This window comes from Streptomyces sp. NPDC030820, assembly GCF_055572075.1.
Map to the genome: position 1 here is coordinate 29,615 of NZ_JBVIEB010000015.1, position 26,628 is coordinate 56,242.

Annotated in this window: 24 protein-coding genes; 8 read left to right on the top strand and 16 right to left on the bottom strand. The window is 72.1% G+C overall.

What is annotated here, in order from left to right:
- Positions 1-79: 79 nt before the first annotated feature.
- Positions 80-2,605, bottom strand: coding sequence for an ATP-dependent Clp protease ATP-binding subunit (locus tag ACZ418_RS33850; protein WP_351550636.1), 2,526 nt, complete (start codon positions 2,603-2,605; stop codon positions 80-82).
- Between the two features lie 430 nt (positions 2,606-3,035).
- Here ACZ418_RS33850 and ACZ418_RS33855 point away from each other — a divergent pair, with 430 nt between their 5' ends.
- On the top strand, positions 3,036-3,695 hold the full coding sequence (locus tag ACZ418_RS33855; RefSeq protein WP_468370810.1) for an SCO3374 family protein: 660 nt from the start codon (positions 3,036-3,038) through the stop codon (positions 3,693-3,695).
- Here ACZ418_RS33855 and ACZ418_RS33860 read toward each other — a convergent pair.
- From ACZ418_RS33860 to ACZ418_RS33905, 10 genes are all read right to left on the bottom strand, one after another.
- Positions 3,674-4,009: a histone-like nucleoid-structuring protein Lsr2 gene (locus tag ACZ418_RS33860; protein WP_468370812.1), complete on the bottom strand. Its 336-nt coding sequence runs from the start codon at positions 4,007-4,009 to the stop codon at positions 3,674-3,676. The genes ACZ418_RS33855 and ACZ418_RS33860 overlap by 22 nt on opposite strands.
- 213 nt (positions 4,010-4,222) lie before the next feature.
- On the bottom strand, positions 4,223-4,756 hold the full coding sequence (locus tag ACZ418_RS33865; protein ID WP_030651520.1) for an amino-acid N-acetyltransferase: 534 nt from the start codon (positions 4,754-4,756) through the stop codon (positions 4,223-4,225).
- 9 nt (positions 4,757-4,765) lie between these two features.
- Positions 4,766-5,179 (bottom strand): BlaI/MecI/CopY family transcriptional regulator, encoded by a 414-nt coding sequence (locus tag ACZ418_RS33870; protein WP_450986638.1) that lies wholly within the window; start codon positions 5,177-5,179, stop codon positions 4,766-4,768.
- A gap of 154 nt (positions 5,180-5,333) precedes the next feature.
- Positions 5,334-5,513, bottom strand: coding sequence for a hypothetical protein (locus tag ACZ418_RS33875; RefSeq protein ID WP_468370814.1), 180 nt, complete (start codon positions 5,511-5,513; stop codon positions 5,334-5,336).
- A gap of 149 nt (positions 5,514-5,662) precedes the next feature.
- Positions 5,663-6,334 (bottom strand): hypothetical protein, encoded by a 672-nt coding sequence (locus ACZ418_RS33880; RefSeq protein ID WP_468371065.1) that lies wholly within the window; start codon positions 6,332-6,334, stop codon positions 5,663-5,665.
- Positions 6,335-6,546: 212 nt separating this feature from the next.
- Positions 6,547-7,344 carry a type III pantothenate kinase gene (locus tag ACZ418_RS33885; RefSeq protein WP_468370816.1) on the bottom strand — a complete coding sequence of 266 codons (798 nt, stop codon included), beginning with the start codon at positions 7,342-7,344 and terminating at the stop codon, positions 6,547-6,549.
- 5 nt (positions 7,345-7,349) lie between these two features.
- Complete coding sequence (gene nadC / locus ACZ418_RS33890; protein ID WP_468370817.1) at positions 7,350-8,327, bottom strand: carboxylating nicotinate-nucleotide diphosphorylase; 978 nt, start codon at positions 8,325-8,327, stop codon at positions 7,350-7,352.
- Positions 8,328-8,356: 29 nt separating this feature from the next.
- A complete protein-coding gene (locus ACZ418_RS33895) occupies positions 8,357-10,066 on the bottom strand; it encodes an L-aspartate oxidase (protein ID WP_468370819.1) in 1,710 nt (569 codons plus the stop codon).
- Positions 10,063-11,055 (bottom strand): pantoate--beta-alanine ligase, encoded by a 993-nt coding sequence (gene panC / locus ACZ418_RS33900; protein WP_468370821.1) that lies wholly within the window; start codon positions 11,053-11,055, stop codon positions 10,063-10,065. The genes ACZ418_RS33895 and panC overlap by 4 nt, the downstream gene beginning before the upstream one ends.
- Entirely contained in the window at positions 11,052-12,020 is a 969-nt protein-coding gene (locus tag ACZ418_RS33905; protein WP_468370823.1) for a Rossmann-like and DUF2520 domain-containing protein, read from the bottom strand. Before ACZ418_RS33905 ends, panC begins: the two co-directional genes overlap by 4 nt.
- 239 nt (positions 12,021-12,259) lie before the next feature.
- Between ACZ418_RS33905 and ACZ418_RS33910 the strand changes: the two genes are divergently transcribed.
- Positions 12,260-13,441, top strand: a complete 1,182-nt coding sequence (locus ACZ418_RS33910) for a threonine aldolase family protein (protein WP_468370825.1) — start codon at positions 12,260-12,262, stop codon at positions 13,439-13,441.
- Positions 13,442-13,565: 124 nt separating this feature from the next.
- Here ACZ418_RS33910 and ACZ418_RS33915 read toward each other — a convergent pair whose 3' ends face one another.
- Complete coding sequence (locus ACZ418_RS33915; protein ID WP_468370827.1) at positions 13,566-14,237, bottom strand: response regulator transcription factor; 672 nt, start codon at positions 14,235-14,237, stop codon at positions 13,566-13,568.
- Between the two features lie 63 nt (positions 14,238-14,300).
- The gene (locus tag ACZ418_RS33920) at positions 14,301-15,506 is read right to left on the bottom strand and encodes a sensor histidine kinase (RefSeq protein ID WP_468370829.1); all 1,206 of its coding nucleotides are present in this window, start codon (positions 15,504-15,506) and stop codon (positions 14,301-14,303) included.
- Between the two features lie 118 nt (positions 15,507-15,624).
- Between ACZ418_RS33920 and ACZ418_RS33925 the strand changes: the two genes are divergently transcribed.
- Positions 15,625-16,962, top strand: a complete 1,338-nt coding sequence (locus tag ACZ418_RS33925; protein ID WP_468370831.1) for an SAM-dependent methyltransferase — start codon at positions 15,625-15,627, stop codon at positions 16,960-16,962.
- A 27-nt stretch (positions 16,963-16,989) separates the two neighbouring features.
- Here the strand turns inward: ACZ418_RS33925 and ACZ418_RS33930 are convergent, their stop codons facing one another.
- Positions 16,990-18,141 (bottom strand): NADH-quinone oxidoreductase subunit D, encoded by a 1,152-nt coding sequence (locus ACZ418_RS33930; protein WP_468370833.1) that lies wholly within the window; start codon positions 18,139-18,141, stop codon positions 16,990-16,992.
- A gap of 31 nt (positions 18,142-18,172) precedes the next feature.
- Between ACZ418_RS33930 and ACZ418_RS33935 the strand changes: the two genes are divergently transcribed.
- Together ACZ418_RS33935 and ACZ418_RS33940 are read left to right on the top strand one after the other, a co-directional pair.
- Complete coding sequence (locus ACZ418_RS33935; protein WP_468370835.1) at positions 18,173-18,676, top strand: PH domain-containing protein; 504 nt, start codon at positions 18,173-18,175, stop codon at positions 18,674-18,676.
- Positions 18,673-20,034: a PH domain-containing protein gene (locus ACZ418_RS33940; RefSeq protein WP_468370837.1), complete on the top strand. Its 1,362-nt coding sequence runs from the start codon at positions 18,673-18,675 to the stop codon at positions 20,032-20,034. Before ACZ418_RS33935 ends, ACZ418_RS33940 begins: the two co-directional genes overlap by 4 nt.
- A gap of 54 nt (positions 20,035-20,088) precedes the next feature.
- Here ACZ418_RS33940 and ACZ418_RS33945 read toward each other — a convergent pair whose 3' ends face one another.
- Together ACZ418_RS33945 and ACZ418_RS33950 are read right to left on the bottom strand one after the other, a co-directional pair.
- Positions 20,089-21,492 carry a hypothetical protein gene (locus tag ACZ418_RS33945; protein WP_468370839.1) on the bottom strand — a complete coding sequence of 468 codons (1,404 nt, stop codon included), beginning with the start codon at positions 21,490-21,492 and terminating at the stop codon, positions 20,089-20,091.
- Between the two features lie 96 nt (positions 21,493-21,588).
- The gene (locus tag ACZ418_RS33950) at positions 21,589-22,713 is read right to left on the bottom strand and encodes an alpha/beta hydrolase (RefSeq protein ID WP_468370841.1); all 1,125 of its coding nucleotides are present in this window, start codon (positions 22,711-22,713) and stop codon (positions 21,589-21,591) included.
- A gap of 226 nt (positions 22,714-22,939) precedes the next feature.
- Between ACZ418_RS33950 and ACZ418_RS33955 the strand changes: the two genes are divergently transcribed.
- The 3 genes from ACZ418_RS33955 to ACZ418_RS33965 all read left to right on the top strand — a co-directional run bounded on the left by ACZ418_RS33955 (position 22,940) and on the right by ACZ418_RS33965 (position 26,428).
- Positions 22,940-24,754, top strand: a complete 1,815-nt coding sequence (locus ACZ418_RS33955; protein ID WP_468370843.1) for a phosphatidylglycerol lysyltransferase domain-containing protein — start codon at positions 22,940-22,942, stop codon at positions 24,752-24,754.
- Positions 24,755-24,896: 142 nt separating this feature from the next.
- Positions 24,897-25,901, top strand: coding sequence for a dihydropteroate synthase (folP, locus tag ACZ418_RS33960; RefSeq protein ID WP_468370845.1), 1,005 nt, complete (start codon positions 24,897-24,899; stop codon positions 25,899-25,901).
- On the top strand, positions 25,898-26,428 hold the full coding sequence (locus ACZ418_RS33965) for a nuclear transport factor 2 family protein (RefSeq protein ID WP_468370847.1): 531 nt from the start codon (positions 25,898-25,900) through the stop codon (positions 26,426-26,428). Before folP ends, ACZ418_RS33965 begins: the two co-directional genes overlap by 4 nt.
- Positions 26,429-26,628 lie beyond the last annotated feature (200 nt).

Below are 26,628 nucleotides of genomic sequence, written 5' to 3' on the forward strand. Positions count from 1 at the left end.
GCCACGGCTTTCGCAGACATGGACAAGGGGCCGGTGCTGTGCAGCACCGGCCCCTTTCGTCGGCCCTTTGGCCGGAGGCTTACGCCTCCTTGCTCAGGTTCGGCCCGGCACCGCCGGCCGCCTGCTCGATCGGCGGGACGTCCGGCAGCGCCGACTTCTCCTCACCGCGGAAGGTGAAGGTCTGGGACTCGCCCTCGCCCTCGGTGTCCACGACCACGATGTGACCGGGACGCAGCTCGCCGAAGAGGATCTTCTCCGAGAGCGTGTCCTCGACCTCGCGCTGGATCGTGCGGCGCAGCGGACGCGCGCCCAGCACCGGGTCGTAACCCTTCTTGGCCAGCAGCTCCTTGGCGGACTGGGAGAGCTCGATGCCCATGTCCCGGTCCTTCAGGCGCTCGTCCACCTTGCTGATCATCAGGTCGACGATCCGCAGGATGTCCGACTGCGTCAGCTGCGGGAAGACGACCACGTCGTCGACGCGGTTGAGGAACTCGGGGCGGAAGTGCTGCTTGAGCTCGTCCGACACCTTGTTCTTCATGCGCTCGTAGTTGGTCTTCGTGTCACCCGCGGCGGCGAAGCCGAGGTTGAAGCCCTTGGAGATGTCCCGGGTGCCGAGGTTGGTCGTCATGATGATGACCGTGTTCTTGAAGTCCACGACCCGGCCCTGGGAGTCGGTCAGGCGACCGTCCTCCAGGATCTGCAGCAGCGAGTTGAAGATGTCCGGGTGGGCCTTCTCGACCTCGTCGAAGAGGACGACCGAGAACGGCTTGCGGCGCACCTTCTCCGTCAGCTGACCGCCCTCTTCGTAGCCCACGTAGCCGGGGGGCGAACCGAAGAGACGCGAGACCGTGTGCTTCTCGCTGAACTCCGACATGTCGAGGGAGATCAGCGCGTCCTCGTCACCGAAGAGGAACTCGGCGAGCGCCTTGGACAGTTCGGTCTTACCGACACCGGACGGGCCGGCGAAGATGAACGAACCACCCGGACGCTTCGGGTCCTTCAGACCGGCACGCGTACGACGGATCGCCTTCGACAGCGCCTTGACGGCGTCGTTCTGGCCGATGACCCGCTTGTGGAGCTCGTCCTCCATGCGGAGCAGACGGGAGGACTCCTCCTCCGTGAGCTTGAACACCGGGATGCCCGTCGCCGTGGCGAGGACCTCGGCGATCAGCTCGCCGTCGACCTCGGCGACGACGTCCATGTCGCCGGCCTTCCACTCCTTCTCCCGCTTGGCCTTGGCGGCCAGGAGCTGCTTCTCCTTGTCGCGCAGGGAGGCGGCCTTCTCGAAGTCCTGCGAGTCGATCGCGGACTCCTTGTCCCGGCGGACGGCGGCGATCTTCTCGTCGAACTCGCGCAGGTCCGGCGGAGCGGTCATCCGGCGGATGCGCATCCGGGAACCGGCCTCGTCGATCAGGTCGATCGCCTTGTCCGGCAGGAAGCGGTCGGAGATGTACCGGTCGGCCAGGGTGGCCGCCTGGACCAGGGCCTCGTCGGTGATGGAGACGCGGTGGTGCGCCTCGTACCGGTCACGGAGGCCCTTGAGGATCTCGATCGTGTGCGGCAGGGACGGCTCGGCGACCTGGATGGGCTGGAAGCGGCGCTCCAGGGCCGCGTCCTTCTCCAGGTGCTTGCGGTACTCGTCCAGCGTGGTCGCACCGATGGTCTGCAGCTCACCGCGGGCCAGCATCGGCTTCAGGATGGAAGCCGCGTCGATGGCGCCCTCGGCGGCACCCGCACCGACCAGCGTGTGCAGCTCGTCGATGAACAGGATGATGTCGCCGCGGGTGCGGATCTCCTTGAGCACCTTCTTCAGGCGCTCCTCGAAGTCACCGCGGTAGCGGGAGCCGGCGACCAGGGCGCCGAGGTCCAGGGTGTAGAGGTGCTTGTCCTTGAGCGTCTCGGGCACCTCGCCCTTGACGATGGCCTGGGCGAGGCCCTCGACGACGGCGGTCTTGCCGACGCCGGGCTCACCGATCAGCACCGGGTTGTTCTTGGTACGGCGGGACAGCACCTGCATGACCCGCTCGATCTCCTTCTCGCGCCCGATGACCGGGTCGAGCTTGGACTCACGAGCGGCCTGGGTGAGGTTCCGGCCGAACTGGTCCAGGACGAGAGAGGTCGAGGGGGTGCCCTCGGCCGGGCCGCCCGCGGCGGCGGTCTCCTTGCCCTGGTAACCGGAGAGCAGCTGGATGACCTGCTGCCGCACCCGGTTGAGGTCTGCTCCCAGCTTGACCAGGACCTGGGCGGCGACGCCCTCGCCCTCACGGATCAGGCCGAGCAGGATGTGCTCCGTGCCGATGTAGTTGTGGCCCAGCTGAAGAGCCTCACGGAGCGACAGCTCCAGGACCTTCTTGGCACGGGGGGTGAAGGGGATGTGCCCGGACGGGGCCTGCTGGCCCTGACCGATGATCTCCTCCACCTGCTGGCGGACCGCCTCAAGCGAAATGCCGAGGCTCTCCAGGGCCTTAGCGGCGACACCTTCGCCCTCGTGGATGAGACCCAGGAGGATGTGCTCGGTGCCGATGTAGTTGTGGTTGAGCATCCGGGCTTCTTCCTGAGCCAGGACGACAACCCGCCGCGCGCGGTCGGTGAACCTCTCGAACATCGTTAATCGCTCCTCAGAGCGGTCAGGCAGTGGGGGGAACTTCCCCTCCCTGTCCTTCCGCAGCTTAGTCCCGCAAGCGGGGACCGCTCATTCCAACTGCCGACACCGTCGATGGCCTCCTGACCCGTGACGCCGACATCTGCTCCAACCCGATGGTGCGAGACGATGTTCCCGCAGGCCAGACAGTTACCCCCATCGCCAGTACGCCGATGGCGAACGTGAGACGGCCTGATCTGCGTGTCGCCCCCTCCCACTAGGCATGTCTTACCCGCTGGGACCGACACTCCATGCGGCGCGCCCCGGTTCGCTCCGCTATGGGCGAACAACCTTGCGCCTCCCCGCACTCCCGCGCGCCCCCTCTTTCGGCACTGTGCGCAATTGATCTTCCACTCAGCGTAACCCTCGGGCCGCTTCGGCAGTTGCACTTGGCATGGTTGGCTCGGTCCCCACGGCCTCTACAGTCCCCCTTCCCCGTCGCCCACGGGATCCGGATGTACCGGACACCAGTGACCTTCCGTACGGCCCGGACATCCGGATCCGGCACTGGTACGAGAACGATCTGGGCTGGGCGACAGTGCCCGGACGGCCGCTGCGGCTGCTCACCGGGGTGCGGTTCGACGTCCTGGACGTACCGACCGAGGCGGGCGCCGGGGCGCTCCGGCGTCTCGCGCCGGGCTCTCCGGTGGCCCTTCGGGGCGACCGGATGCAGCTGCTGGTGGCCGCGGGCAGCGCCGAGGAGCTGCCGGGGCTGCTGGACTGGCTGGAGTGGAGTGCCGTGGCCCTCGACCTGCGGGTCCTGGGGGCGGGCGACGCGATGGAGGCACCGGTTCCACCGGCGACCGGGTCCGACGTGGTCGGGCGGGCCGGGTCCGTGCAGGGGGCCGCCTTATGGCTGCGGCCCCCTGGGCCTGGAGGCGAGGTCGAGGCCTCGCTGCCGGCGATGCCGGGCATGGGGCGCGCAGAGGGCGCCCCCGATCTCGTACGACTGCTGGACACGGTGGCAGCGCAGTGCCACGGGGTCCGGTTGCGGCGCCCGCGCGCGGGACTGCCGACCGCCTGCCGGCGGGATCAGCCGTTGGCCTTCTCATAGGCCTCGCGAATGGACGCCGGAACGCGACCGCGGTCGTTGACCTCGTAACCGTTCTCCTTCGCCCAGGCGCGGATCGCCGCGGTGTCCTGGGTGCCACCGGAAGCGGCACGCGCCTTTCCGCGACCCCCCGACGCACGGCCACCGGTACGACGACCACCCTTCACATAGGGGTCGAGAAGACCGCGCAGCTTGTCCGCATTGGCGGTCGTGAGATCGATCTCGTATGTCTTGCCGTCCAGCGCGAACGTCACGGTCTCGTCCGCCTCGCCGCCGTCGAGGTCGTCGACAAGAAGGACCTGAACCTTCTGTGCCACCGGATTTCCTTTCATCGATAACGTTGAGGGCCGGGGTGTGCGGCGTCCGCCGTTTCGCCGCCCCTGTTATATGCAGTACTGCAGTACGTCGGAAAGCAAACCGCTTTTGCCGGAAAAACACAAACCCCTGGGAGAGGACCGGTAGAGGACCGACGGACCGCCTCCGTCCGGAAACATGCGCGTTTCGGACATAGGGCACCCGGGCAATGACGATCACAGATGCAGAAGCATCCGGCTGTTGCCCAAGGTGTTCGGTTTCACTCGTTCGAGACCCAGGAACTCCGCGACGCCCTCGTCATAGGAACGCAAGAGCTCCGCGTACACATCGGTGTCGACCGGCGTCTCCCCGATCTCCACGAAGCCGTGCTTCCCGAAGAAGTCCACTTCGAAGGTCAGGCAGAAAACCCGGCGAACGCCGAGCCAGCGTGCGGTCTGCAGCAACTTCTCCAGCAGCTGATGGCCGACCCCGGCGCCCTTGAGGCCGGGCTTCACCGCGAGAGTGCGGACTTCCGCGAGGTCCTCCCACATGACGTGCAGCGCACCGCAGCCGACCACCTCGGCGTTGTCGTCGCGTTCCGCGACCCAGAACTCCTGGATGTCCTCGTAAAGCGTGACCGTGGCTTTGTCGAGCAGGATGCGGTCGCGGACGTAGGCGTCGAGGAGGCGGCGTACGGCCGGCACATCGCTGGTCCGGGCGCGGCGGACCGTGATGGCTTTTGCGGAGACTTCAGGGCGCTCTGCTGACATGAGCGGACGCTATCGCCCGTCCGCGTCCGGAGCCGCGCCGGGGTTCTCCTCTTCTTGCCCGGCTTCCTGTTGGCGCGGTTCCGGCGCTTCCGGGGTTTCCGGTCCCTGGACGATGCGTACGGCGTCCCGGAGGGCCTGGCGCTGTTCCTCGCTCATCATCCCGAAGAAGGCGACGAGAGCGGCGGCCGGGTTGTCGCTCTGCGACCAGGCGTCGTTCATGAGGGCGGCGGCGTACGCGGCTCGCGTCGAGACGGCCTCATATCGATAGGCCCGGCCTTCCGCCTCGCGGCGCACCCAGCCCTTCTGATGGAGATTGTCCAAAACGGTCATCACGGTGGTGTACGCGATGGAGCGTTCCTGCTGGAGGTCTTCCAGGACTTCTCGAACGGTCACCGGGCGGTTCCACTTCCACACCCGCGTCATGACCGCGTCTTCGAGTTCTCCCAATGGGCGAGGCACAACTCAGAACAATAGTGGGAGATCCCGGCAATGGCGTGCCGGACGTGCACTAAGCCCATGAATGCGAACAAAAAGGGCGTACGGCTCGAAGTCACGGAGCCGGGCGCGGCGGGCGGACTCAGGCGTCGCCGGTGGCGGAGGTCTTGCGCACACCCTCCGCACGCGCGAGGGCGGCGTCGACGGCCGCGTCCTCCTTGGCCTTGGCGGCCCCGCCCTGGGTCTTCACGATCACCCTGACCACACCGATGAAGAACACGGCCATCACGACCGGGGGCACGAGCGCGGAGACGTAGTCCATGCCCACCAGAGTAGCCACGCACCGACACCCGAAAGGTACGGGGTACGCAAACCCCCAGCCCGCCCTCCCCACCTGCACCTGCACCTGCATGGGGGACGCGAGCGGGAAGACGGGGCCGGCCGGAGGCCGGGGTCAGCCGGAGGCCGTGGTCAGCCGGCGGCCAGTTGGCGGGTTTCGGTCGGGTTCGCCGGAGGCGCCGGCTTGCGGCGCGGGAAGACCTCCCCCGGCGTCGGAATGGGCCGCTTCGGCGCCGTCGGCTCCGTGCCGGGCCGCTCCCCAGGCGTCGGCGCGGGCTTCGGCGCGGGCTTCCGCGGAGGCCTCTGGGCGGGCTTCTGCGGCCCCCCGGCATCCTCCTGGGGCTGCTGCACCCCGGACGTTCCCGCGCCGCCCGGAAGGGCCAGCAGGCGGGTGCGGGAGGTGGGTACGGCCGGCGCCAGCGCCTTGCGCGCGCCCTGCGCGAACCGGGCCCGTACGTCCTGCTCGGCCAGCGCCTGGCAACGGTCCAGCAGCGCGGCCGCCACCGGGTTCCCGCGCAGCGCCCGCAGCGCCGCGAGATCGTCCGGCGTCGGCCGGTACCCGGCGCCCAGCGCCTCCTCCAGGAGGGTGAGGTAGCCGGCGGCGGTACCCGGCAGCGCCGCCCGGTACCGGCCGAGGTCGGCCACCAGGAAAGCGCGCAGTCTCGCCCCCTCGTGCACCGCCTCGTCGAGCGACTCGGCGAGCCGCAAGCAGTCCTGGACGTCCTCGGCGGACGCTTGGCCGGGGTGAAGGGCGAGGGCGAGGGCGCGGCGGAGCACACGCAGCTCCTCCACGCCGAACGCCATGCCGCCGCGGGATCCGTATGGCGTGGGCATGCGGCGAAGCTACCGCTAATCGGACAAAACCGACGAATAGGGATGATCTTTTTGCCGCGTGTCGCTCCTGGTTTCCCTCTACCGGGGCTACGGCACACACGCGACACGGGGCCACGGCACGCGCGCGTGGAGCGGGAAGCCGGCGCCCGCACGGGCGCCGGTCACCTCACCCGCCGGTCACCTCACAGCCGTGACACGTTCCGCTCGTACACCAGCCGCAGCCCGATCAACGTCAGCCACGGCTGGTGCTCGTCGATCACCGAGGACTCCCCCAGCACCATCGGCGCGAGCCCGCCCGTGGCGATGACCCGCACGTCGTCAGGGTCGTCGGCGAGCTCCCGCGCCATCCGGCTGACGACCCCGTCGACCTGGCCCGCGAAGCCGTACACGATGCCGGACTGCATGGCCTCGACCGTGTTCTTGCCGATCACACTGCGCGGCCGGGCCACCTCGATCTTGCGCAGCTGGGCGCCCTTGACGCCGAGCGCCTCCACGGAGATCTCGATACCGGGCGCGATGACCCCACCGACGTACTCCCCGCGCGCGGAGACCGCGTCGAACGTCGTCGCCGTACCGAAGTCCACGACGATCGCCGGGCCGCCGCACAGCTCGACGGCCGCGACCGCGTTGATGATCCGGTCCGCGCCGACCTCCTTGGGGTTGTCCGTGAGGATCGGCACACCCGTCTTCACGCCCGGCTCGACCAGCACGGCGGGCACGTCGCCGTAGTAGCGCCGGGTGACCTCGCGCAGCTCGTGCAGCACCGACGGGACGGTCGCGCAGATCGCGATGCCGTCGATGCCGTCGCCCAGTTCCTCGCCGAGCAGCGGGTGCATGCCCATCAGGCCCTGGAGCAGCACCGCCAGCTCGTCCGCCGTACGGCGCGCGTCCGTGGAGATGCGCCAGTGCTCGACGATGTCCTCACCGTCGAACAGGCCGAGGACGGTGTGCGTGTTGCCGACGTCGATCGTGAGGAGCATCGCGGTTACTCCGCCTCGCGCAGGTCGAGGCCGATGTCCAGGATCGGCGCGGAGTGGGTCAGCGCGCCGACGGCCAGGAAGTCCACGCCCGTGTCGGCGTACATGCGCGCGGTGTCGAGCGTGAGCCGGCCGGAGGCCTCCAGCAGGGCCCGCCCGTGGACGATGCCGACGGCCTCTGCGCACTCGTCGGGCGTGAAGTTGTCCAGCAGGATCAGGTCCGCGCCCGCCTCGACGACCTCGCGCAGCTGGTGCAGGGTGTCGACCTCGACCTCGATCGGCACCTCCGGGAAGGCCTCCCGCACGGCCTTGAAGGCCTGCGCGACGCCACCGGCGGCGACCACGTGGTTGTCCTTCACCAGGGCCGCGTCGGACAGCGACATACGGTGGTTGACGCCGCCGCCGCAGCGGACGGCGAACTTCTCCAGCGAGCGCAGGCCCGGGGTCGTCTTGCGGGTGTCGCGGACCTTGGTCGTGGTGCCCTCCAGCACGTCCGCCCACGCGCGCGTGGCCGTCGCGATGCCGGACAGGCGGCACAGGATGTTCAGCGCGCTGCGCTCGGCCGTCAGCAGGTCACGCGTGCGCGTGGTGACCGACAGCAGCTTCTGCCCGGCCTCGACGCGGTCGCCGTCCTCGACGTGCCGCTCGACCTCGAACTCGTCCGTGCAGACCACGGACAGCACGGCCTCGGCGACCCTGAGGCCCGCCACGACGCCCGCCTCGCGCGCGGTGAAGTCGCCGGTGGCGGTGGCGTCCTCGGGGATGGTCGAGACGGTCGTCACGTCCACACCGCCGTCCAGGTCCTCCTGGATGGCGACGTTGGCGATGTCCTCGACCTCGATCGGGTCGAGCCCGGCGGCGGCCAGCAGCTCGGCGAGCGCGGGGTCGAGCCCGCTCTCCAGGTACTCCTCGTCGCCCTCGGCGCCGCAGGCGCAGCCGTCGCCGCAGCCGCCGGTCGGGGCGAGGGGAAGGTCGTCGGTGCTCACGTCTGTCACTGCTCCTGAGGCGCTGGGTGTTACCGGGTAGGGGGGAAGTCTGCGGTGTCGGTGGTGTGCACGGCCAGCGACCGGTCGGGGTTCAGCCGTACGACGATGTGCCGCCGCCAGTGGGTGTCGTCGCGCTCGGCTCGGTCCTCGCGCCAGTGGCAGCCGCGGGTCTCCTCGCGCAGCAGTGCGGCGGCGACCAGGACACGGGCGACGCACAGGAGGTTGGTGGCCTCCCAGGTGTCGACGCCGGGCTCGGCGGTCTTGCCGTTCTCCTCGAGCGCGTCACGGGCGTCCGCGTGCAGCTGCTGGAGCTGTTCGGCGGCCTTGGCGAGGGACTCCTCGGAGCGCAGCACGCCGACGCCCTCGGTCATGATCCGCTGGATGGCGAACCGGGTCTCGGGGGCGAGCAGCGGGTGCGCGGGCGTCTCGGGATGCGCGACCGGAACGGGCACGCGCGCGCGGAGGCCGTTCTCCGCACGGGCCGCCGCGATGTCGGCGGCGATCCGCTCGGCGTAGACAAGGCCTTCGAGAAGGCTGTTGGAGGCCAGCCGGTTGGCGCCGTGCACGCCGGTGCAGGCGACCTCGCCGCACGCGTACAGGCCGGGCACGGTCGTCCGGCCCCGGGCGTCGGTGCGGACGCCTCCGGAGGCGTAGTGGGCGGCCGGGGCGATCGGGATGGGCTCGGTGACCGGGTCGATGCCGTTGGCGCGGCAGGCGGCCAGGATGGTCGGGAAGCGGTGCTCCCACGTCTCGGCCCCGAAGTGCCGGGCGTCGAGGAACATGTGCTCGGCGCCCTGCTCCAGCATCCGCCGCAGGATGCCCTTGGCGACGATGTCCCGGGGCGCCAGCTCGGCCAGCTCGTGCTGCCCGACCATGAAGCGCACCCCGTCGGCGTCGACCAGGTGGGCGCCCTCGCCGCGCACCGCCTCGGAGACCAGCGGCTGCTGGCCCTCGGCGTCCGGGCCGAGGAACAGCACGGTCGGGTGGAACTGCACGAACTCCAGGTCGCTGACCTCGGCGCCCGCACGCAGCGCCAGCGCCACGCCGTCGCCGGTCGACACCGACGGGTTGGTGGTCGCGGAGAACACCTGGCCCATGCCGCCGGTCGCCAGCACCACCGCGGGGGCGTGCACGGCGCCCACGCCGTCGTGCTGGCCCTCGCCCATCACGTGCAGCGTGACGCCCGCCGTACGGCCTTCGGCGTCGGTCAGCAGGTCCAGCACGAGCGCGTTCTCGATGGTGTGCAGCCCACGCGCGCGTACGGCCTCCACGAGCGCCCGGGAGACCTCCGCGCCGGTGGCGTCGCCGCCCGCGTGGGCGATCCGGCGCCGGTGGTGGCCGCCCTCGCGGGTGAGGGCCAGTCCGCCTTCGGAGGACTCGTCGAAGATGGCGCCGGTGTCGATGAGCCGCCGTACCGCGTCGGGGCCCTCGGTGACGAGGATCCGCACGGCCTCCTCGTCGCACAGGCCCGCGCCGGCCACCAGGGTGTCGTCCAGGTGCTGCTCGGGCGTGTCGCCCTCGCCGAGCGCGGCGGCGATGCCGCCCTGCGCCCAGCGCGTGGAGCCGTCGTCGAGGCGGGCCTTGGTGACGACGACCGTCGTCAGGCCCGCGGCCTGGCAGCGCAGGGCCGCTGTCAGGCCTGCCACGCCGGAGCCGACGACGACCACGTCCGCGGAGATGCCCCAGCCGGGTGCGGGCGCGTGCAGTCGTATGCCGGTGCTGGTGCCTGTGCTGGTCACGAGGCGGCTCCAAAGGTCAAGGGGAGGTTGTCGATCAGCCGGGTCGTGCCGACCCGGGCGGCGACGGCGAGGACGGCCTCGCCGGTGAAGTCGTCGCCGATCTCGGTGAAGTCGGACGGGTCGACGAGTGCCAGGTAGTCCAGTTCGAGCGGCGGGACGAGCCGGGCGGCCTCGTCCAGCACCTGGCGGGCGGCCGCGCGGACGGCCGCCGGGCCGCCGGGGGACGCCGTGGCGACCGCGTGCGCGTCGGCGGCCGCGCGGGACTCCCCGAGGGCGCTCAGCGCCTCGGCACGCGCGTGCGTGGAAGGCACCTCGCGGGCACGCGCGCGCAGCGCCTCCTGCGCGGCGTGCCGGTCACGGCCCGCGAACAGGGCGCGGGACAGCGCGAGCGCGGTACGGCGCTCGTCCGGCGAGAGGTAGCGGTTGCGGCTGGACAGGGCGAGGCCGTCCTCCTCGCGCACGGTGGGTACGGCGACGATGTCGACGCCGAAGTTCAGGTCCCGCACCATGCGCCGGATCAGGGCCAGCTGCTGGGCGTCCTTCTGGCCGTAGAGCGCCACGTCGGGGCGGGTGAGGTGGAGCAGCTTGGCGACGACGGTGAGCATGCCGTCGAAGTGGCCGGGCCGCGAGGCGCCCTCCAGGCGTTCGCCCATGGGGCCGGCGGTGATCCGGACCTGGGGGTTGCCGCCGGGGTAGACCTCGTCCACGGAGGGCGCGAACACGGCGTCCGCACCGGCCTGGTCGGCGATCTTCAGGTCGGCGTCGAGGGTGCGCGGGTAGCGGTCCAGATCCTCGCCCGCGCCGAACTGCAGCGGGTTGACGAAGACGGTGACGACGACCTCGCCGTCCGGCCCGGCGATCTCGCGGGCGGTGCGGATCAGGGTGGCGTGGCCGTCGTGCAGGGCGCCCATGGTCATCACGACGGCGCGGCGGCCGCGGCGCACACGCGCGTGGAGCTCGTCGGCGGTGCTCAGCAGGGCGGTGGTCATCGGTCGTTCCCCTCGGTGCCGTGAGTGCCGTTCGTGCCGCCGCCCGTGCCGCTCGGTCCGCCGGCTCCGTCGGCCAGCACGCCGAGCAGGTCCTCGGCGAGTTCGGGCTTCAGCAGGCCGTGCGCGAGCGCCCGGTCGGCGGTGGCGCGGGCCATCGCGACGTAGCCCGCGACGGTCTGCGGGGCGTGCCTGCGCAGCTCGGTGATGTGGGCGGCGACCGTGCCGGCGTCGCCGCGCGCGACGGGCCCGGTGAGCGCCGCGTCACCGGAGCGCAGCGCGTTGTCCAGGGCGGCGCCGAGCAGCGGGCCGAGCATCCGGTCGGGCGCCTCGACGCCCGCGGTGCGCAGCAGCTCCATGGACTGGGCGACCAGGGTCACCAGGTGGTTGGCGCCGAGCGCGAGGGCCGCGTGGTAGAGCGGGCGGTTCTGCTCGCTGATCCATTCGGGCTCGCCGCCCATCTCGATGACGAGGGCCTGGGCGGCCAGCCGCAGCTCCTCGGGCGCGGTGACGCCGAAGGAGCAGCCGGCGAGGCGCTGCACGTCCACCGGAGTGCCCGTGAAGGTCATCGCTGGGTGCAGGGCCATCGGCAGCGCGCCCGCGCGCAGGGCCGGGTCCAGGACCTTCGCGCCGTACCGGCCGGAGGTGTGCACGAGCAGCTGGCCGGGCCGTACCGCACCGGTCTCGGCGAGACCGGTGACCAAGCCGGGCAGGACGTCGTCGGGGACGGTGAGCAGCACCAGGTCGGCGCGCTGCAGGACCTCGGCGGGCGGCACCAGCGGCACGTCCGGGAGCATGGTCTCGGCGCGCCGCCGGGAGGCGTCGGAGACGCCGGAGACGGCCACCGGGCGGTGCCCGGCGAGCTGGAGGGACGCGGCGAGCGCGGGGCCCACGCGGCCGGCGCCGACGACGCCGACGGTGAGCCGCGCGGGGCGGTCCTTGAGGTCTTGCTGGTGGACTGTACTCACGCGACGGCGGCCTTCCCGTTCCAGTCCGCTCTGGGTACCGGACGATTTCTCGTCATGTTAACGCTATCTCGGTCCGGAGCCGATTGGTTGTCCACAGGCTGTGGGTTACGCCACGTGTACGGGCCGCAGTCGCCTGTCCAACCGGTGCCCTGGCCGCGCCTCGGCTCGCGCGGCGTCGCCACGCGTGCGTGCGCCGAAATCCAGCTGCCCGAGCGGGCCCCGCGCGGCATGATCCGCACATGACTGACACGGCGGAAACGGGCGACGAACAGCAGACGGCGCAGTCCGAACGGGAACGGATGCGGGAGCGGCGCCGGGCCGCCTTCGCGAAGGCGGAGCGCGTGCTGTCGCGCCCGGGCTTCCAGCGCACGATCCGGGAGCGGCTGGCAGCTCTCCAGGAAGCGGCACCCGAGGTGTACGACCTGGACCGGAATGCGGACATCTACGGCAACGGGATCGTGGCTGACCTGGAGGAACGGGTCGCGGCCCTGCTCGGCACGGAGGCCGCCGCGTTCTTCCCGACCGGCACGATGGCCCAGCAGGTGGCCCTGCGCTGCTGGGCGGGCCGCACCGGCGACCGTGCGGTCGCCCTGCACGCCCTGGCCCACCCCGAGGTGCACGAACGGCATGCGTTCAGCGAGGTCAGCGGGTTGCGTCCGGTGCGTGTGACCAGTGAGCCCCGGCTGCCCACCGCCGCCGAGATACGCGACTTCGACGAGCCCTTCGGCGCGCTGATGCTGGAACTGCCCCTCCGGGACGCCGGTTTCGTGCTGCCCACCTGGGAGGAGCTGACCGAGGTCGTCGAGGCCGCGCGGGAGCGCGACGCGGTGGTGCACTTCGACGGTGCGCGCCTGTGGGAGTGCACGGTCCACTTCGGCCGCCCTCTGGAGGAGATCGCGGGCCTGGCGGACAGCGTCTACATGTCGTTCTACAAGTCCCTCGACGGCTTCGGCGGCGCGGCGCTGGCCGGGCCGAGGACGCTGGTGGAGGAGGCGAAGGCATGGCGGCACCGGTACGGCGGCATGGTCTTCCAGCAGTTCCCCACCGCGCTGTCGGCACTCGCCGGCCTGGAGCGCGAGCTGCCCCGGCTGCCGGACTATGTGCGGCACGCGCGCGTGGTCGCCGCCGCGCTCCGCGAGGGTTTCGCCGCGGCAGGGGTCCCGTGGGCGCGCGTGCATCCCGAGGAGCCGCACACCCACGACTTCCAGGTCTGGCTGCCGTACGAACCGGATGTCCTGATGGAGGCGGCGGTGCGCCAGGCCGAGGAGACGGGGACGTTCCTCTTCGCCAATCCCTGGGACCGTGGCGGGCCGGGGCTGGCCTTCACCGAGGTGGCCGTGCGCGCGCCGGGCCTGGAGTGGACGGCGGACGACGTTCGCGCGGCCGTCGCCGGCTTCGTCGGGCGCCTGCCCGCGGAGTGATCACAGCGCGCGCGGGCGCAGCCGGCGGCGCAGGACGTACCGCGGGCGCCCCCGCGCCGGGCGCCCGGTCGGCCTTCGCCGTGCTCGGGCGGGGCCTGCAGCGAGGCCCCCGCGGCGGCCGGGCTCAGCCGTGGCCGCCCGCGCGTACCAGCCCTGTCTCGTAGGCGAGCACCACGACCTGCACCCGGTCGCGCAGGCCGAGCTTGGTCAGGATGCGGCCCACATGGGTCTTCACCGTGGCCTCGCTCAGCACCAGCCGGGCCGCGATCTCACCGTTGGACAGGCCCTGCGCGACCAGCACCATCACCTCGCGTTCCCGGTCGGTGAGCCGCTCCAGCTCCTTGTGCTGCGGCTCCTTGCCGGTGGACGGCAGCATCGGCGCGAAACGGTCCAGCAGCCGCCGGGTGGTGGAAGGTGCCACGACCGCGTCACCGCTGTGCACCGACCGGATCGCGCCCAGCAGGTCACCGGGCGGCACGTCCTTGAGCATGAAGCCGGAGGCGCCCGCCTTCAGCCCGGAGAAGGCGTACTCGTCCAGGTCGAAGGTGGTCAGGATCAGCACCTTGGGCGGATCGGGCTCCGCGCAGATCCGCCGGGTGGCCTCCACGCCGTCCAGCTTGGGCATGCGGACGTCCATCAGGACGACGTCGACGGGCTGGGAGCGCAGCACCTGCAGGGCCTCGACGCCGTCGCCCGCCTCCGCCACGACCTCCATGTCCGGCTGGGCGGCGAGCACCATCCGGAACCCGGTGCGCAGCAGCACCTGGTCGTCGACGAGCATCACGCGGATCGTCATCGGGCCTCTTTCGTTCGGGACGGAAGGTGTCAGAAGGGGGCAAACAGGAGGCGTACGGCTGCGTCAGGGCGCCGGTTTGAGCGGGAGCAGGGCGCTGATGCGGAATCCTCCGCCCGGGCGCGGGCCCGCGTCCAGGGTGCCGCCGACCATGCCGACCCGTTCGCGCATGCCGATCAGCCCGTGCCCCTGGCCGTCGGCGCCGCCCTCCTCGTACAGCTCGTGCGGCGCGCCCTTGCCGTCGTCCTCCACGAGCAGGCCGAGCCCGTCGTCGAAGTAGACCAGCCGGACGCTCGCGCCCGCGTTGGGCCCGCCGTGCTTACGGGTGTTGGTGAGCGCCTCCTGCACGATCCGGTACGCGGTCAGCTCCACGCCGCTCGGCAGCGGGCGCGGGGTGCCCTCGACCTTGAAGTCGACCGGGAGGCCGGAACTGCGGCACTGCTCGATCAGCTCGTCGATCTGCCCGACGTCCGGCTGCGGGACGTACTCCCCGCCCTCCTGGTGCTCCCCGGTGCGCAGCACGCCCAGCAGACGGCGCATCTCGGCGAGGGCCTGACGGCCGGTGGAGGAGATCGTCTCCAGGGCCTTCTTGGCCTGGTCGGGGGCGGCATCGAGGACATAGGCGGCGCCGTCGGCCTGCACCACCATCACGGACACGTTGTGCGCCACGACATCGTGCAGCTCGCGCGCGATACGGGCGCGCTCGGCGGCGACCGCTACCTTCGACTGCGCCTCGCGCTCCTTCTCCAGACGGGCCGCGCGCTCCTCCAGCTGGGCGAAGTAGGCCCGCCGGGTGCGCATGGAGTCACCGAGCACCCAGGCGAGCGCGAAGGGCACCGTCTGGAAGACGACTATCGCGATATGTCCCGGAAAGCTGGTGTGCTCGTTCGGCCAGCGGATCTGCGCGAGGGTGGCCGCGACGAGACTGGCGGCGAGGGCGAGCCGGGAGGCCCAGCGCGCGCCGACCGTCGCCACCGTGTAGGTGATCACCAGCATCGCGAAGTCGGCGACGGTCGTCTCGACGTCCACCACCAGCTGGGCCAGACCCGTCGCGAGGGCCACCAGCAGCATCGGCTCCGGGAAACGGCGGCGCAGCGCGACGACGACGCACAGGACGGCGGACACGGCCATCCCCCCGGCGAGCGTCATGTGGTGACCGGGCACCCCGTGGAGGTTGACCACGCTCAGACCGGACAGCCCGAGCAGGACGACGGCCCAGAAGGTGTCGACCCAGGTCGGGTGGCGGCGGAGGAAGTCATAGAGGCGCTGCACGTAACCCAGAGTAGGGAAACCGGATGCATGCAGGGGTCAACCGGAGGGCCGATCCGTGCCCGGGGCGCGTACTCCGCAAGGTGGAGGAAGTGATCATCTGTGTGCCTAGTCTGTTCCGGTGACGGATGAGACGGCACGGGGAGCGGGAGCGCGCCCCGGCGACGGAGACGGCCGGCGCGGCTGGCGTGCGGCGACCGAGGAGGCGCTGTACGGGCCCGGCGGCTTCTACCGCCGCCCGGAGGGCCCGGCCGGCCACTTCCGTACGTCCGTCCACGCCTCCGCGCTGTTCGCGCAGGCCGTGGCCCGGCTGCTGTGCCGGGTCGACGAGGCGCTGGACCGGCCCCCGGTACTGGACTTCGTCGACATGGGCGCGGGGCGGGGCGAACTGGTCACCGGGGTGCTGGCCGCCCTTCCGGCCGACGTGGCCGCACGCGCGCGTGGGTACGCCGTGGAACTCGCGGACCGCCCGGCCGGTCTTGACGAACGGATCGCCTGGCTGGACACGCCTCCGGCCGCCGTCACGGGGCTGCTGTTCGCCAACGAGTGGCTGGACAACGTGCCCGTGGACGTGGCCGAGGTCGACCCCGCGGGCGTGCCCCGGCTGGTGCTCGTCGCCGAGGACGGCACCGAACGGCTCGGGGAGCCGGTGACCGGCGCGGAGGCGGACTGGCTCGCCCGATGGTGGCCGTTGCCGGCCGAGGAGGGGCTGCGCGCGGAGATCGGGCTGCCCCGGGACCTGGCGTGGGCGTGGGCGGTGGACCGGGTGGTGCGCGGGCTCGCGGTGGCCGTGGACTACGCGCACACCGTCGACACCCGCCCCCCGTTCGGGACGCTCACCGGCTTCCGGAAAGGGCGCGAGACGGCGCCCGTGCCGGACGGGTCGTGCGACATCACGGCGCACGTCGCACTGGACGCGTGCGCGGCGGCCGTCACAGCGCACACGCCCTTGAGAGCGCCCCACAACACGACGCACACGCCTGGCGAGACGGCGCGCACGCTCGGGGATACGACGGGCAGGCTCGGGGATACCACCGGAAGCCCCGGGGATGGGACCGGCGGGCGCCGGGATACGACGGACAAGCTCCGGGAGGCGACCGGCAGGCGCGGGGAGACCGCGCGCACGCCCGGCGAGACGGCGCGCACCCCCCACGACACCACGCGTGCGGCCTCGGACACGCCCCAACCTCCGGCGCACACGCCCACCGGCACGACGCAGGCGCCCTCCCGCACAGCGCGCGCCCTGTCCCCCGCCCGCCTCCTCACCCAGCGCGCCGCACTGCGCGCCCTGGACCTCACCGGCGCACGCCCCCCGCTCGCGCTGGCCTCCACGGACCCCACGGCCTATGTGCGCGCTCTCGCGAGCGCCGGGGAGGCCGCCGAGCTCACCGCTCCGGGTGGGCTCGGTGACTTCGGCTGGCTGGTGCAGCCGGTTGGAATTCCGGACCCGCTCGCCTGAGCCGGCCGGCTGTTTCCTGCGGCCGGCCTACTTGTCGATGTCGCCGACCACGAAGAACATCGAGCCCAGGATCGCCACCATGTCCGCCACCAGCGTCCCCGGCAGCAGCTCGGTCAGCGCCTGGATGTTGTTGTACGAGGCAGAGCGCAGCTTCAGCCGGTACGGCGTCTTCTCGCCCTTGCTGACCAGGTAGTAGCCATTGATGCCGAGCGGGTTCTCGGTCCACGCGTACGTATGCCCCTCGGGCGCCTTCAGCACCTTCGGCAGCCGCTGGTTGATCGGCCCGGGCGGCAGCTCGGCGAGCCGGTCCAGGCAGGCGTCGGCGAGGTCGAGCGCGTTGTGGGTCTGCTCCAGCAGGACCTCGAAGCGCGCGAGGCAGTCGCCCTCGCTGCGGGTGACGACCTTCAGGGTGTCCTGGAGGTCGCCGTACGCCAGGTACGGCTCGTCGCGGCGCAGGTCGAAGTCGACGCCCGAGGCGCGCGCGATGGGCCCGCTCACGCCGTAGGCGTGCACGGTCTGCGGCGTCATCGCGCCCACTCCGCGCGTGCGTCCCCGGAAGATCTCGTTGCCGAGCACCAGGTCGTCGAAGACGTCCATGCGCGAGCGCACGTCGGCCACGGCGGCACGCGCGCGTGCGGTCCACCCGGCCGGCAGGTCCTCCTTCAGGCCGCCGACGCGGTTGAACATGTAGTGCATGCGCCCGCCGGAGACCTCCTCCATGACGTTCTGGAGCACCTCGCGCTCCCGGAACGCATAGAACACCGGGGTGATGCCGCCCAGCTCCAGCGGGTAGGAGCCGAGGAACATCAGGTGGTTCAGGACCCGGTTCAGCTCGGCGAGCAGCGTGCGCGTCCACACCGCCCGCTCGGGCACCTCCATGCCGAGCATCCGCTCCACGGCAAGGACCACGCCCAGCTCGTTCGAGAACGCCGACAGCCAGTCGTGGCGGTTGGCGAGCACGATGATCTGGCGGTAGTCACGCGCCTCGAAGAGCTTCTCGGCGCCGCGGTGCATATAGCCGATCACCGGCTCCGCGCGCACGATGCGCTCCCCGTCCAGCACGAGCCTGAGCCGCAGCACGCCGTGCGTGGACGGGTGCTGGGGCCCGATGTTGAGCACCATGTCGGTGCTTTCCGCGGCGCCGCCGATCCCGACCGTGGTCTCCGTCGTAGGAGTCATGGCCCCAGTTTCCCCTACGTACGCTGGCCCCATGGAGACGGGGAGCCCGGAGGAGACCGGGACACCGGGGGCCGAGCTGGAGTGGCGGGGGCTGCAGCCCGCTCTGATGCGGGTGCGCCGGCTGCTCGTGGTGGTGTGGACGGCGGTGCTCACGGTCGTCACCGGGCTGCTGCCGGGCCTGCTCGTGGGGCCCGCGTGGGCCGCCTTCGCCCTGGTGCCCGTGGCCTGCGCCGCGTGGTGCTGGCGGCTGGTGGGGCGCAACTGGCGCTCGTGGCGGTACACCGAGCGCGCGGACGACCTGCTGATCAGCCGCGGTGTCCTGTGGCGCGAGGAGACGGTGGTGCCGTACGGGCGGATGCAGCTGGTGGAGGTCACCTCCGGGCCCGTCGAGCGGCGCTTCGGGCTGGCGACCGTGCAGCTGCACACGGCGGCCGCCGCGACCGACGCCACCATCCCCGGTCTGGACCCGGCCGAGGCGGAGCGGCTGCGCGACCGGCTCACCGAGCTGGGCGAGGCCCGATCGGCGGGCCTGTGACGACCCCGGACCACGACGGGGAGGCGTCCTCGGACCACGACGGCGAGATACCGGCGACCACGCCGGTGACCGAGCGCCGGCTGCACCCCGTCACACCGTTCCGCCGGGCGTGGGCGCCGGTCGCCGTAGTCGCCGGTTGGGCGGTGCACGACCCGAACGGGACGCAGGCGCAGCTGGCGCGGCTGACCACCACCGCGCTGCTGCTGGGGCTCGCGGTGCTGGTGCCGGTGGCAGGCCTCTACGGCTTTCTGTCCTGGTGGTTCACGCACTACGCGGTCACCGACACCGAACTGCGCATCCGTACCGGCCTGCTGTTCCGGCGCACCGCGCACATCCGGCTGGAGCGCATCCAGGCCGTGGACGTCTCCCGTCCCCTCCTCGCGCGCGTGGCGGGCGTCGCCAAGCTGCGGATCGACGTCGTCGGCGCCGACGACAAGGACGAGCTGGCCTTCCTCGGCGAGCCGGAGGCGCGCGCCCTGCGCGCGGAGCTTCTGGCGCGCGCGGCGGGTTTCGCGCCCGAGACGGCGCGCGAAGTCGGCGAGGCGCCGGCACACGAGCTGCTGCGCGTACCCCCACGCGCGCTGGCGCTCTCCCTGGTACTGACGGGCGCCACCTGGGGCTCGCTGTGCGCCGCGCTCGTCGTACCGACCGTGCTGTGGCTGACCACCCACAACCTGTGGACGGTCCTCGCGACCGCCCTGCCGCTGTTCGGCGCGGCCGGCGCGAGCAGCGCGGGGCGGTTCGCCGGCGAGTTCGACTGGAAGGTGAGCGAGTCGCCGGACGGGCTGCGCATCGACCACGGGCTGCTCGACCGTACGCACGAGACGGTCCCGCCGGGCCGGGTGCAGACCGTGCGGATCGTGGAGCCGCTGCTGTGGCGGCGGCTCGGCTGGGTGCGGGTGGAACTGGACGTGGCCGGGTCCGCCAACTCGGTGCTGGTACCGGTCGCTCCGCGCCCGATCGCCGAGTCGGTGGTCGCGCGCGTGCTGCCGGGTGTGACGGTGCCTCAGGAGCTTTCGCGGCCGCCGCGGCGGGCCCGCTGGTGCGTGCCGGTGTGGTGGCGCGGCCACCGTCTCGCGGTCACCGGCGCGGTGTTCGCCACCGGGCACGGTCTGCTGCGGCGCCGACTCTCGCTCGTCCCGCACGCCAAGGTGCAGAGCGTGCGGCTGAGCCAGGGGCCCTGGCAGCGTCTGTGGCGGCTCGCCGACGTCCACGTGGACACTGGCGCCGACAAGACCGTGACGGCCGGTCTGCGGGACGTCCAGGAGGCCGCGCGGCTGCTGCACGCCCAGGCGGAGCGGTCGCGTACGGGCCGCCGGGCCGCCCGCCCCGACCGCTGGATGACCGGACGCACATGAGGCCCGGCTCCCCTCGCGGGAAGCCGGGCCCGGTGCCTGGTACCTGGTGCGGTCTCAGGAAGCCGCGCTGCGCAGCCGCTGGACGTCGATCTGCTCGGTCTCGTCGTGCGCGGTCAGGTCGATGACCTGGCCGGCGCCGTCCGACTGTGCGTCGGCGTGCTTGAACTCGGCCTCGGCCTCGGCCTTGTGCACGGCGAGGGCCTCCGGGCCGACGACGTCGGCGAGATCCTCGTTCTGCACGGAGTCCAGTGCGGCCTTCGGTGCGTCCTTCTGGGTGCCGAAGAAGTCGAAACCGCCCTCGACCACCGGGCGCCGCGCGGGCGCGGCCGGTACGACAGCCACCGCGGTCGGCACCGTGAAGTGCCCGGCGGGCGGCCGGCCCGCGGGCCCCGCGGTCTCGGCCGGTGCCATCGGGGCGGCGGCCGCACGCGCGTGCCCGTCGGCCGCCACGGGCTTCCCCTGCGCCTCGTCCTCCTGGGCGGCCGGCGCACCGGCCTCGCTCGCGGAGGCACCGGCGCCGTCCCGCACGCCTTCCGCCGCGTCGTCCCGCACGCCTTCCGCCGCGTCTTCCGCCCGCGCGGCGGAGTCCGCCCCGCCCGCGTCGGCCTTGCGGACATCGGCCTTGCCCGCCGGCACAGCGCCCGCGTCGGCCCTGGCCTCGCCGGCGTCGGGCTCACCCGCCTCGGGAGCCCTCGCCTTCGTGTCCCCGGAAGCCGCCTCGTCGGAAGCCACGCGCGTGGCCGTGTCCACGGAAGCCTCGGCGTCCGTCATGGAGTCGCCCGGGTCCTCGCCGTCGAACCGGGCCAGGGCCGTCAGGGCCTGCTGGTAGAGCCACGCGCCCTTGGGCGAGAACACCGCGTACGCCGTCGGCTCGTCCCCGGAGTCCGCCCCGGTCTCTGTGGCCTCGGCGGCAGCCTCCGCGGGCTCCTCGGCCGCCTTGGCCTCGGTCGGCTCCGGGTCCGGTTCGGGGCGGCGCGCGGGCGGCAGCGCGGGCGAGGGCGCGGCCGCCTCGATCTCCAGCAGCCGACGTCCCTCAAGGGCGCTGGCGCGCTCGGTCTCCGCGGTCGCGTACCGGCGCAGCAGGGCCGCGTGCTCGTTGCGCAGGCCGGCCAGCTCCGCGCGCTTGGCGCGCAGCCGCTGCTCCAGCTTGGTGCGCAGCTCGCGCGACTCCTCCAGGTCGGTCTCCAGTTCGGCGACCCGCTCCTCGTACCGCCACTCGTCACCGGCACGCGCGCGTGTGAGGTCGGCGACCTGCTTGCCCGCGTGGATGTCCCAGCGGCGCATCACGAACGCGCCCACGACCGCCGTGGCCGCAGCGGCCCCGGCCAGCGCGCGCAGCACCATGGCCTCGGAGAACACCCAGGGACCCAGCGCGCAGACGACGGAGACACCGGCGATCGCCGACGGCGGCAGCAACCGGTGCAGTGGTGGTGAATGGCGGTGGCGTCCACGTGGCATGGCCAGAAACTTACCGCGCGTAGGCGAATCGTGGACCCCCGCCCCGTAAAAACCCGGCCACATCACCGGCTTCACGGGGCATCAGGGTGCGGGGGCTCAGTGGGCGACCAGCCGCGAGCTGAGCCACCGGAGCGTGGCGGGGATCTCCCGCCGCCAGGTGTTGAAGTTGTGGCCGCCGCTCGGAAGGATGATCGACGAAATCCTGGTCACGTTCGTGTCCTGCACGCTCTTGATGAATGAGAGCGTGTCCTTGTAGTTGTGCTCACCGATCCTGCTGCTGGTGACGAGCAGCGATGTCTCGGGCGCCGTCAGATGCTTGAGCGTCCAGAAGAGGTTGGATCGATTCTGCAGGTTCTTGTCGCCGTGGAAGAGGTCCCCGGTGGTGGGGTCGATCGGCGCCTTGTAGTACGGCGACAGGCCCGCGGCGGCCGCGTACGAACCCGGGTGGTGCATGGCGACCTTCAGCGCGCAGTAACCGCCGGTCGAGTCGCCGACGATGCCCCAGCTGGCGGGCGTCTTGTCGACCCGGTAGTGGGCCATCACCGAGTCGCGCAGGTCTTTTGCGAAGAAGGTCTCGGTCTGCGGGCCACCGGGAACGTCGACGCACTCGGTGTCCCGCGGCGGCGCCACGGTCGGCCGCAGCATCACCAGGATCATCGGCTGCATCTTCCCCTGCTTGGCCAGCTGCTGCGCCGTACTGGGGTAGTGCAGTTTGTCCACCAGCGCCTGGGCCGTGCCGGGGTAACCCGTGAGGACGACGGCCACCGGGAACTTGCGCGTGCTGTTCTGCGGCTTGAAGTACTCCGGAGGCAGATACACGAACGCCGGCGTGGCGATGTGTGTCGTACGGCCGATGATGTCGACCTTCTGGACCTGCCCGGACACCTGCGGCAGCGTGCTGCTCGCACCGATGACCTGGGCCGTGGAGACCACCTGGACGGGACTGCTGCCGCCGCCCGCTATATGGTCGACGACCACCCCCTGGCCGTTCTCCTGGCCGAACAGGTCCGCCCAGCTGGCGTAGAAGCCGAAGGCCTGGTTGGCGGCGAGGCCCACCGAGGCGAACAGCGCCAACTGGGTGGTGAGCAGCAGGCCGACCCGGCCGCTGACGGCCCGCCAGCTCCGCCGGGCCAGCCGCGGCCACAGCCACACCGTGCCGGCGAACAGCAGTCCGGCGAGGACGATCGCCAGCATCAGCACTTTGTTGCTCGTGAGACCCATGGGCTGTTTCCTGCCTGCGCTCTCCGCCCGGCGCCCACCCACGCTCGTTGCGAGGGTTTGCCCGGGGCTTTCCTTGGCCTTTGACCCGACTTTCCGGTGGGGAGTGAACCTCTCTCCCCAAGACACCGTCCTAGAGGGCGCAATGTCGCCGGATGCCCGATCGGGCCCGGGTTCAAGGTCTCTCGCAGAACTACGGGATGCGATGTCTGTCAGGATAGATGGGGAAATGTCGGGCGGGGTTCCGAGCCGATCAAGCCGGGCGCGGCGCATACTTCGCGGCCCGCGCCCCGAGGCCGTCCCCGTGCTCGTCGGCAGGGCGGCCGCCCTCGTGGGCGTCCTGGACATCGCTGCGGGTGTGTTCCCGCGCTTTCGTCACAGCCGTATGCACGCCATCGCCGAGGTGCTGCCGGGCTCGTTCGGGCCCTTCGCGGCCGCGCTCTCGCTGAGCGCCGGCGTGCTGTTGCTGCTGCTCGCGCACGGGCTCAAACGGCGCAAGCGCCGGGCGTGGCGGGCCGCGGTCGCGCTGCTGCCGGCGGGCGCGGCAGCGGAGTTCGCGTACCGGCACTCGGTCGTCGGCATGCTCATCGCGGTGGCGCTGCTCGTGCCGCTGCTGGTCCACCGCGACGAGTTCGCGGCGCTGCCCGACCCGCGCAGCAGGTGGCGGGCGCTCGCGAACTTCATCCTCATGAGCGCCAGTTCTCTCGTCCTCGGACTCATCATCGTCAGCGTCCACCCGCACCGGACGATCGGCGACCCGAGCCTGGCCGATCGGCTGACGCATGTCGTCTACGGCCTGTTCGGCTTCGAGGGCCCGGTCGACTACCAGGGCAACACGTCCTGGACCGTCGCCTTCTCCCTCGGCGCCCTCGGCTGGATCACCGCCGTCACCACCATCTACCTGGCCTTCCGCCCCGAGCACCCGGCCGCCCGCCTCACCGAGGAGGACGAGGCCCGGCTGCGCGCCCTGCTGGAGAAGCACGGCAGGCGCGACTCGCTCGGCCACTTCGCGCTGCGCCGCGACAAGGCGGTCGTCTTCTCCCCCAGCGGCAAGGCCGCGGTCACCTACCGCGTCGTCTCCGGAGTGATGCTCGCCAGCGGCGACCCCATCGGCGACGTCGAGGCCTGGCCCGGTGCCATCGAGCGCTTCATGGACGAGGCCAAGGCGCACTCCTGGACGCCCGCCGTCATGGGCTGCTCGGAGACCGGCGGCGAGGTGTGGACCCGGGAGACCGGCCTGGACGCGCTGGAACTGGGCGACGAGGCGGTGGTGGACGTCGCGGATTTCTCGCTCGCCGGACGCGCGATGCGCAACGTACGGCAAATGGTCAAGCGCATCGAGCGAGCCGGCTACGAAACCCGGGTGCGGCGCATCCGTGACCTCGGCGACGCCGAACTGGAGCGCATCCGCCGGGCGGCGGAGGACTGGCGCGGCACCGACACCGAACGCGGCTTCTCCATGGCGCTCGGCCGCGTCGGCGACCCCGCCGACGGCGACTGCCTGATCGCCACCGCCCACAAGCAGGACGACGTACCCGGCGAGTACGGCGACCTGAAGGCGATCCTGCACTTCGTGCCCTGGGGCGAGGACGGCGCCTCGCTGGACCTGATGCGCCGCGACCGCAGTGCCGACCCCGGCATGAACGAGCTGCTGATCGTCGCCGCCCTCCAGGCCGCGCCGAAGTTCGGCATCACCCGGGTCTCGCTGAACTTCGCGATGTTCCGCTCCGCCCTCGCGCGCGGCGAGAAGATCGGCGCCGGCCCGGTGCTGCGCGCCTGGCGCGGGCTGCTGGTCTTCCTCTCACGCTGGTTCCAGATCGAGTCGCTGTACAAGTTCAACGCCAAGTTCCAGCCGCGCTGGGAACCCCGCTTCGTGGTCTACCGGAACAACGCCGACCTGCCCCGCATCGGCTTCGCCGCCATGCAGGCGGAGGGCTTCGTCAACCTCGCCCTGCCGCTCCCGCGCTTCCTGCGCCGGCGCAGGGCGGCCGCCGAGCGCCCCTGCGCGCACGCCATGGCGGAACGGGACGTCCGCGCGGCCTGAGCGCCGCGGGACGACAGAGCCGCAGGACAGAACGGTGCGGCCGAAAACGGGCCCGGGCGGGCGCCCCCACCCCCTCCAGCACGGGGGCTCCCGCCCGGGCCGCCGCGCGTTCCCGGCGCCCTGCTGGGCCTACGCTGAACGTATGAACAACCTCAGCGGGCGCGGCCAGGTCGCCGGCCTTCCGGTATGGGACCGGTGTGCGGTCATGGGCGTCGTCAACGTGACCCCCGATTCCTTCTCCGACGGCGGCCGCTGGTTCGACACGACCGCCGCCGTCAAGCACGGCCTGGACCTCGTCGCCGAGGGCGCGGACCTGGTGGACGTCGGCGGCGAGTCCACCCGCCCCGGCGCCACCCGGGTCGACGAGGACGAGGAACTCAGGCGCGTCATCCCGGTCGTCCGGGGCCTCGCCTCCGAAGGCGTCGTCGTCTCCGTCGACACCATGCGCGCCTCCGTCGCCGCACAGTCCCTCGCGGCCGGCGCCGCACTCGTCAACGACGTCAGCGGCGGCCTCGCCGATCCCGCGATGATCCCGGCGGTCGCCGACGCGGGCGCCCCGTTCGTCGTCATGCACTGGCGCGGCTTCCTCCAGGGCGGCAACGTCAAGGGCGCCTACGAGGACGTCGTCACCGAAGTCGTGGACGAACTGCACGCACGCGTGGAGGCCGTGCTGGCCGGCGGCGTCGCCCCCGACCGCATCGTCGTCGACCCCGGCCTCGGCTTCTCCAAGGAGGCCGAGCACGATCTCGCCCTCCTCGCCCACCTCGACCGCCTGCGCGCCCTCGGCCACCCCCTGCTCGTGGCCGCCTCCCGCAAACGGTTCCTCGGCCGGGTCCTCGCCGGCCCGGAGGGCGCGCCCCCGCCGGCCCGGGAGCGCGACGCCGCCACGGCCGCCGTCTCCGCACTCGCGGCGCACTCCGGCGCGTGGGCGGTGCGCGTACACGAGGTACGCGCCACCGCGGACGCGGTACGGGTCGCGCGCGCCGTGGAGAGGGCGCGTACGGCGGGCTCAGCGCCGGACGCGCCAAGCGAGCGCAGGGCGTTTGAAGCAGGGAACACGCCGAGCGCCGAGCGCGAGCCCGGGGCGTGCGGCAGTGGGCGCACGCCCGGTACCAGTGGTGAGCAAGGGGCGGAAGGAGCCCGGTGAGCGCCCCTCATACCGACGTCGAACAGGTGGAGGCCGCCAACACCGCCTTCTACGAGGCGATGGAACGCGGCGACTTCGAGTTGCTGTCCTCCCTCTGGCTCACCCCGGCCGAGCTGGGCGTGGACGAGGAGTACCACGACCCGGCGGACACCGGCGTGATCTCCTGCGTCCACCCCGGCTGGCCGGTGCTCACCGGCCGCGGCGAGGTCCTCAGGTCGTACGCCCTGATCATGGCCAACACCGACTACATCCAGTTCTTCCTCACCGACGTGCACGTCTCCGTCACCGGCGACACCGCGCTCGTCACCTGCACCGAGAACATCCTCAGCGGCGGCCCCGCCCCCGAGGACGGCGCGGAACTGGGACCGCTCGTCGGCCAGCTCGTCGTCGCCACGAACGTCTTCCGGCGCACACCCTCCGGCTGGAAACTCTGGTCGCACCACGCCTCCCCCGTCCTGGCGGAGAGCGCCGACGACGAGGAGCCCGGCGCCAACGGCGTGAACCCGGACGACGAACCCCTCGCCTGAGCGGGTAGACGCTCCATGGGGCCGAGAAGTGGTTGGAATCACCTACCCCGGGGTAGGAGCCGCTACCAGCCCATGACACGGCCGGGTTTCCCTGGGGAAACGCGGGATGAACCCTCGTGGTCCCGGCCCCGGCCCGCGCCCCGCGGCCCGGCTTTGTCAGTGCCCGCAGGTAGATTCGTCTGAGGACGGCGTGCCGCCCG

Excerpts from the sequence above, each read along its gene's own strand:
- ACZ418_RS33875 (WP_468370814.1), bottom strand. The coding sequence starts at position 5,513 with ATGGACTACGTCTCCGCGCTCGTGCCCCCGGTCGTGATGGCCGTGTTC.
- ACZ418_RS33935 (WP_468370835.1), top strand. The coding sequence starts at position 18,173 with ATGGAGACGGGGAGCCCGGAGGAGACCGGGACACCGGGGGCCGAGCTG.
- ACZ418_RS33850 (WP_351550636.1), bottom strand. The coding sequence starts at position 2,605 with ATGTTCGAGAGGTTCACCGACCGCGCGCGGCGGGTTGTCGTCCTGGCT.
- ACZ418_RS33950 (WP_468370841.1), bottom strand. The coding sequence starts at position 22,713 with ATGGGTCTCACGAGCAACAAAGTGCTGATGCTGGCGATCGTCCTCGCC.
- ACZ418_RS33915 (WP_468370827.1), bottom strand. The coding sequence starts at position 14,237 with ATGACGATCCGCGTGATGCTCGTCGACGACCAGGTGCTGCTGCGCACC.
- ACZ418_RS33870 (WP_450986638.1), bottom strand. The coding sequence starts at position 5,179 with ATGACGCGGGTGTGGAAGTGGAACCGCCCGGTGACCGTTCGAGAAGTC.
- ACZ418_RS33880 (WP_468371065.1), bottom strand. The coding sequence starts at position 6,334 with ATGGCGTTCGGCGTGGAGGAGCTGCGTGTGCTCCGCCGCGCCCTCGCC.
- ACZ418_RS33855 (WP_468370810.1), top strand. The coding sequence starts at position 3,036 with ATGGTTGGCTCGGTCCCCACGGCCTCTACAGTCCCCCTTCCCCGTCGC.
- ACZ418_RS33865 (WP_030651520.1), bottom strand. The coding sequence starts at position 4,756 with ATGTCAGCAGAGCGCCCTGAAGTCTCCGCAAAAGCCATCACGGTCCGC.
- panC (WP_468370821.1), bottom strand. The coding sequence starts at position 11,055 with ATGACCACCGCCCTGCTGAGCACCGCCGACGAGCTCCACGCGCGTGTG.
- ACZ418_RS33945 (WP_468370839.1), bottom strand. The coding sequence starts at position 21,492 with ATGCCACGTGGACGCCACCGCCATTCACCACCACTGCACCGGTTGCTG.
- ACZ418_RS33955 (WP_468370843.1), top strand. The coding sequence starts at position 22,940 with ATGTCGGGCGGGGTTCCGAGCCGATCAAGCCGGGCGCGGCGCATACTT.
- folP (WP_468370845.1), top strand. The coding sequence starts at position 24,897 with ATGAACAACCTCAGCGGGCGCGGCCAGGTCGCCGGCCTTCCGGTATGG.
- ACZ418_RS33930 (WP_468370833.1), bottom strand. The coding sequence starts at position 18,141 with ATGACTCCTACGACGGAGACCACGGTCGGGATCGGCGGCGCCGCGGAA.
- ACZ418_RS33885 (WP_468370816.1), bottom strand. The coding sequence starts at position 7,344 with ATGCTCCTCACGATCGACGTCGGCAACACGCACACCGTCCTCGGCCTG.
- ACZ418_RS33910 (WP_468370825.1), top strand. The coding sequence starts at position 12,260 with ATGACTGACACGGCGGAAACGGGCGACGAACAGCAGACGGCGCAGTCC.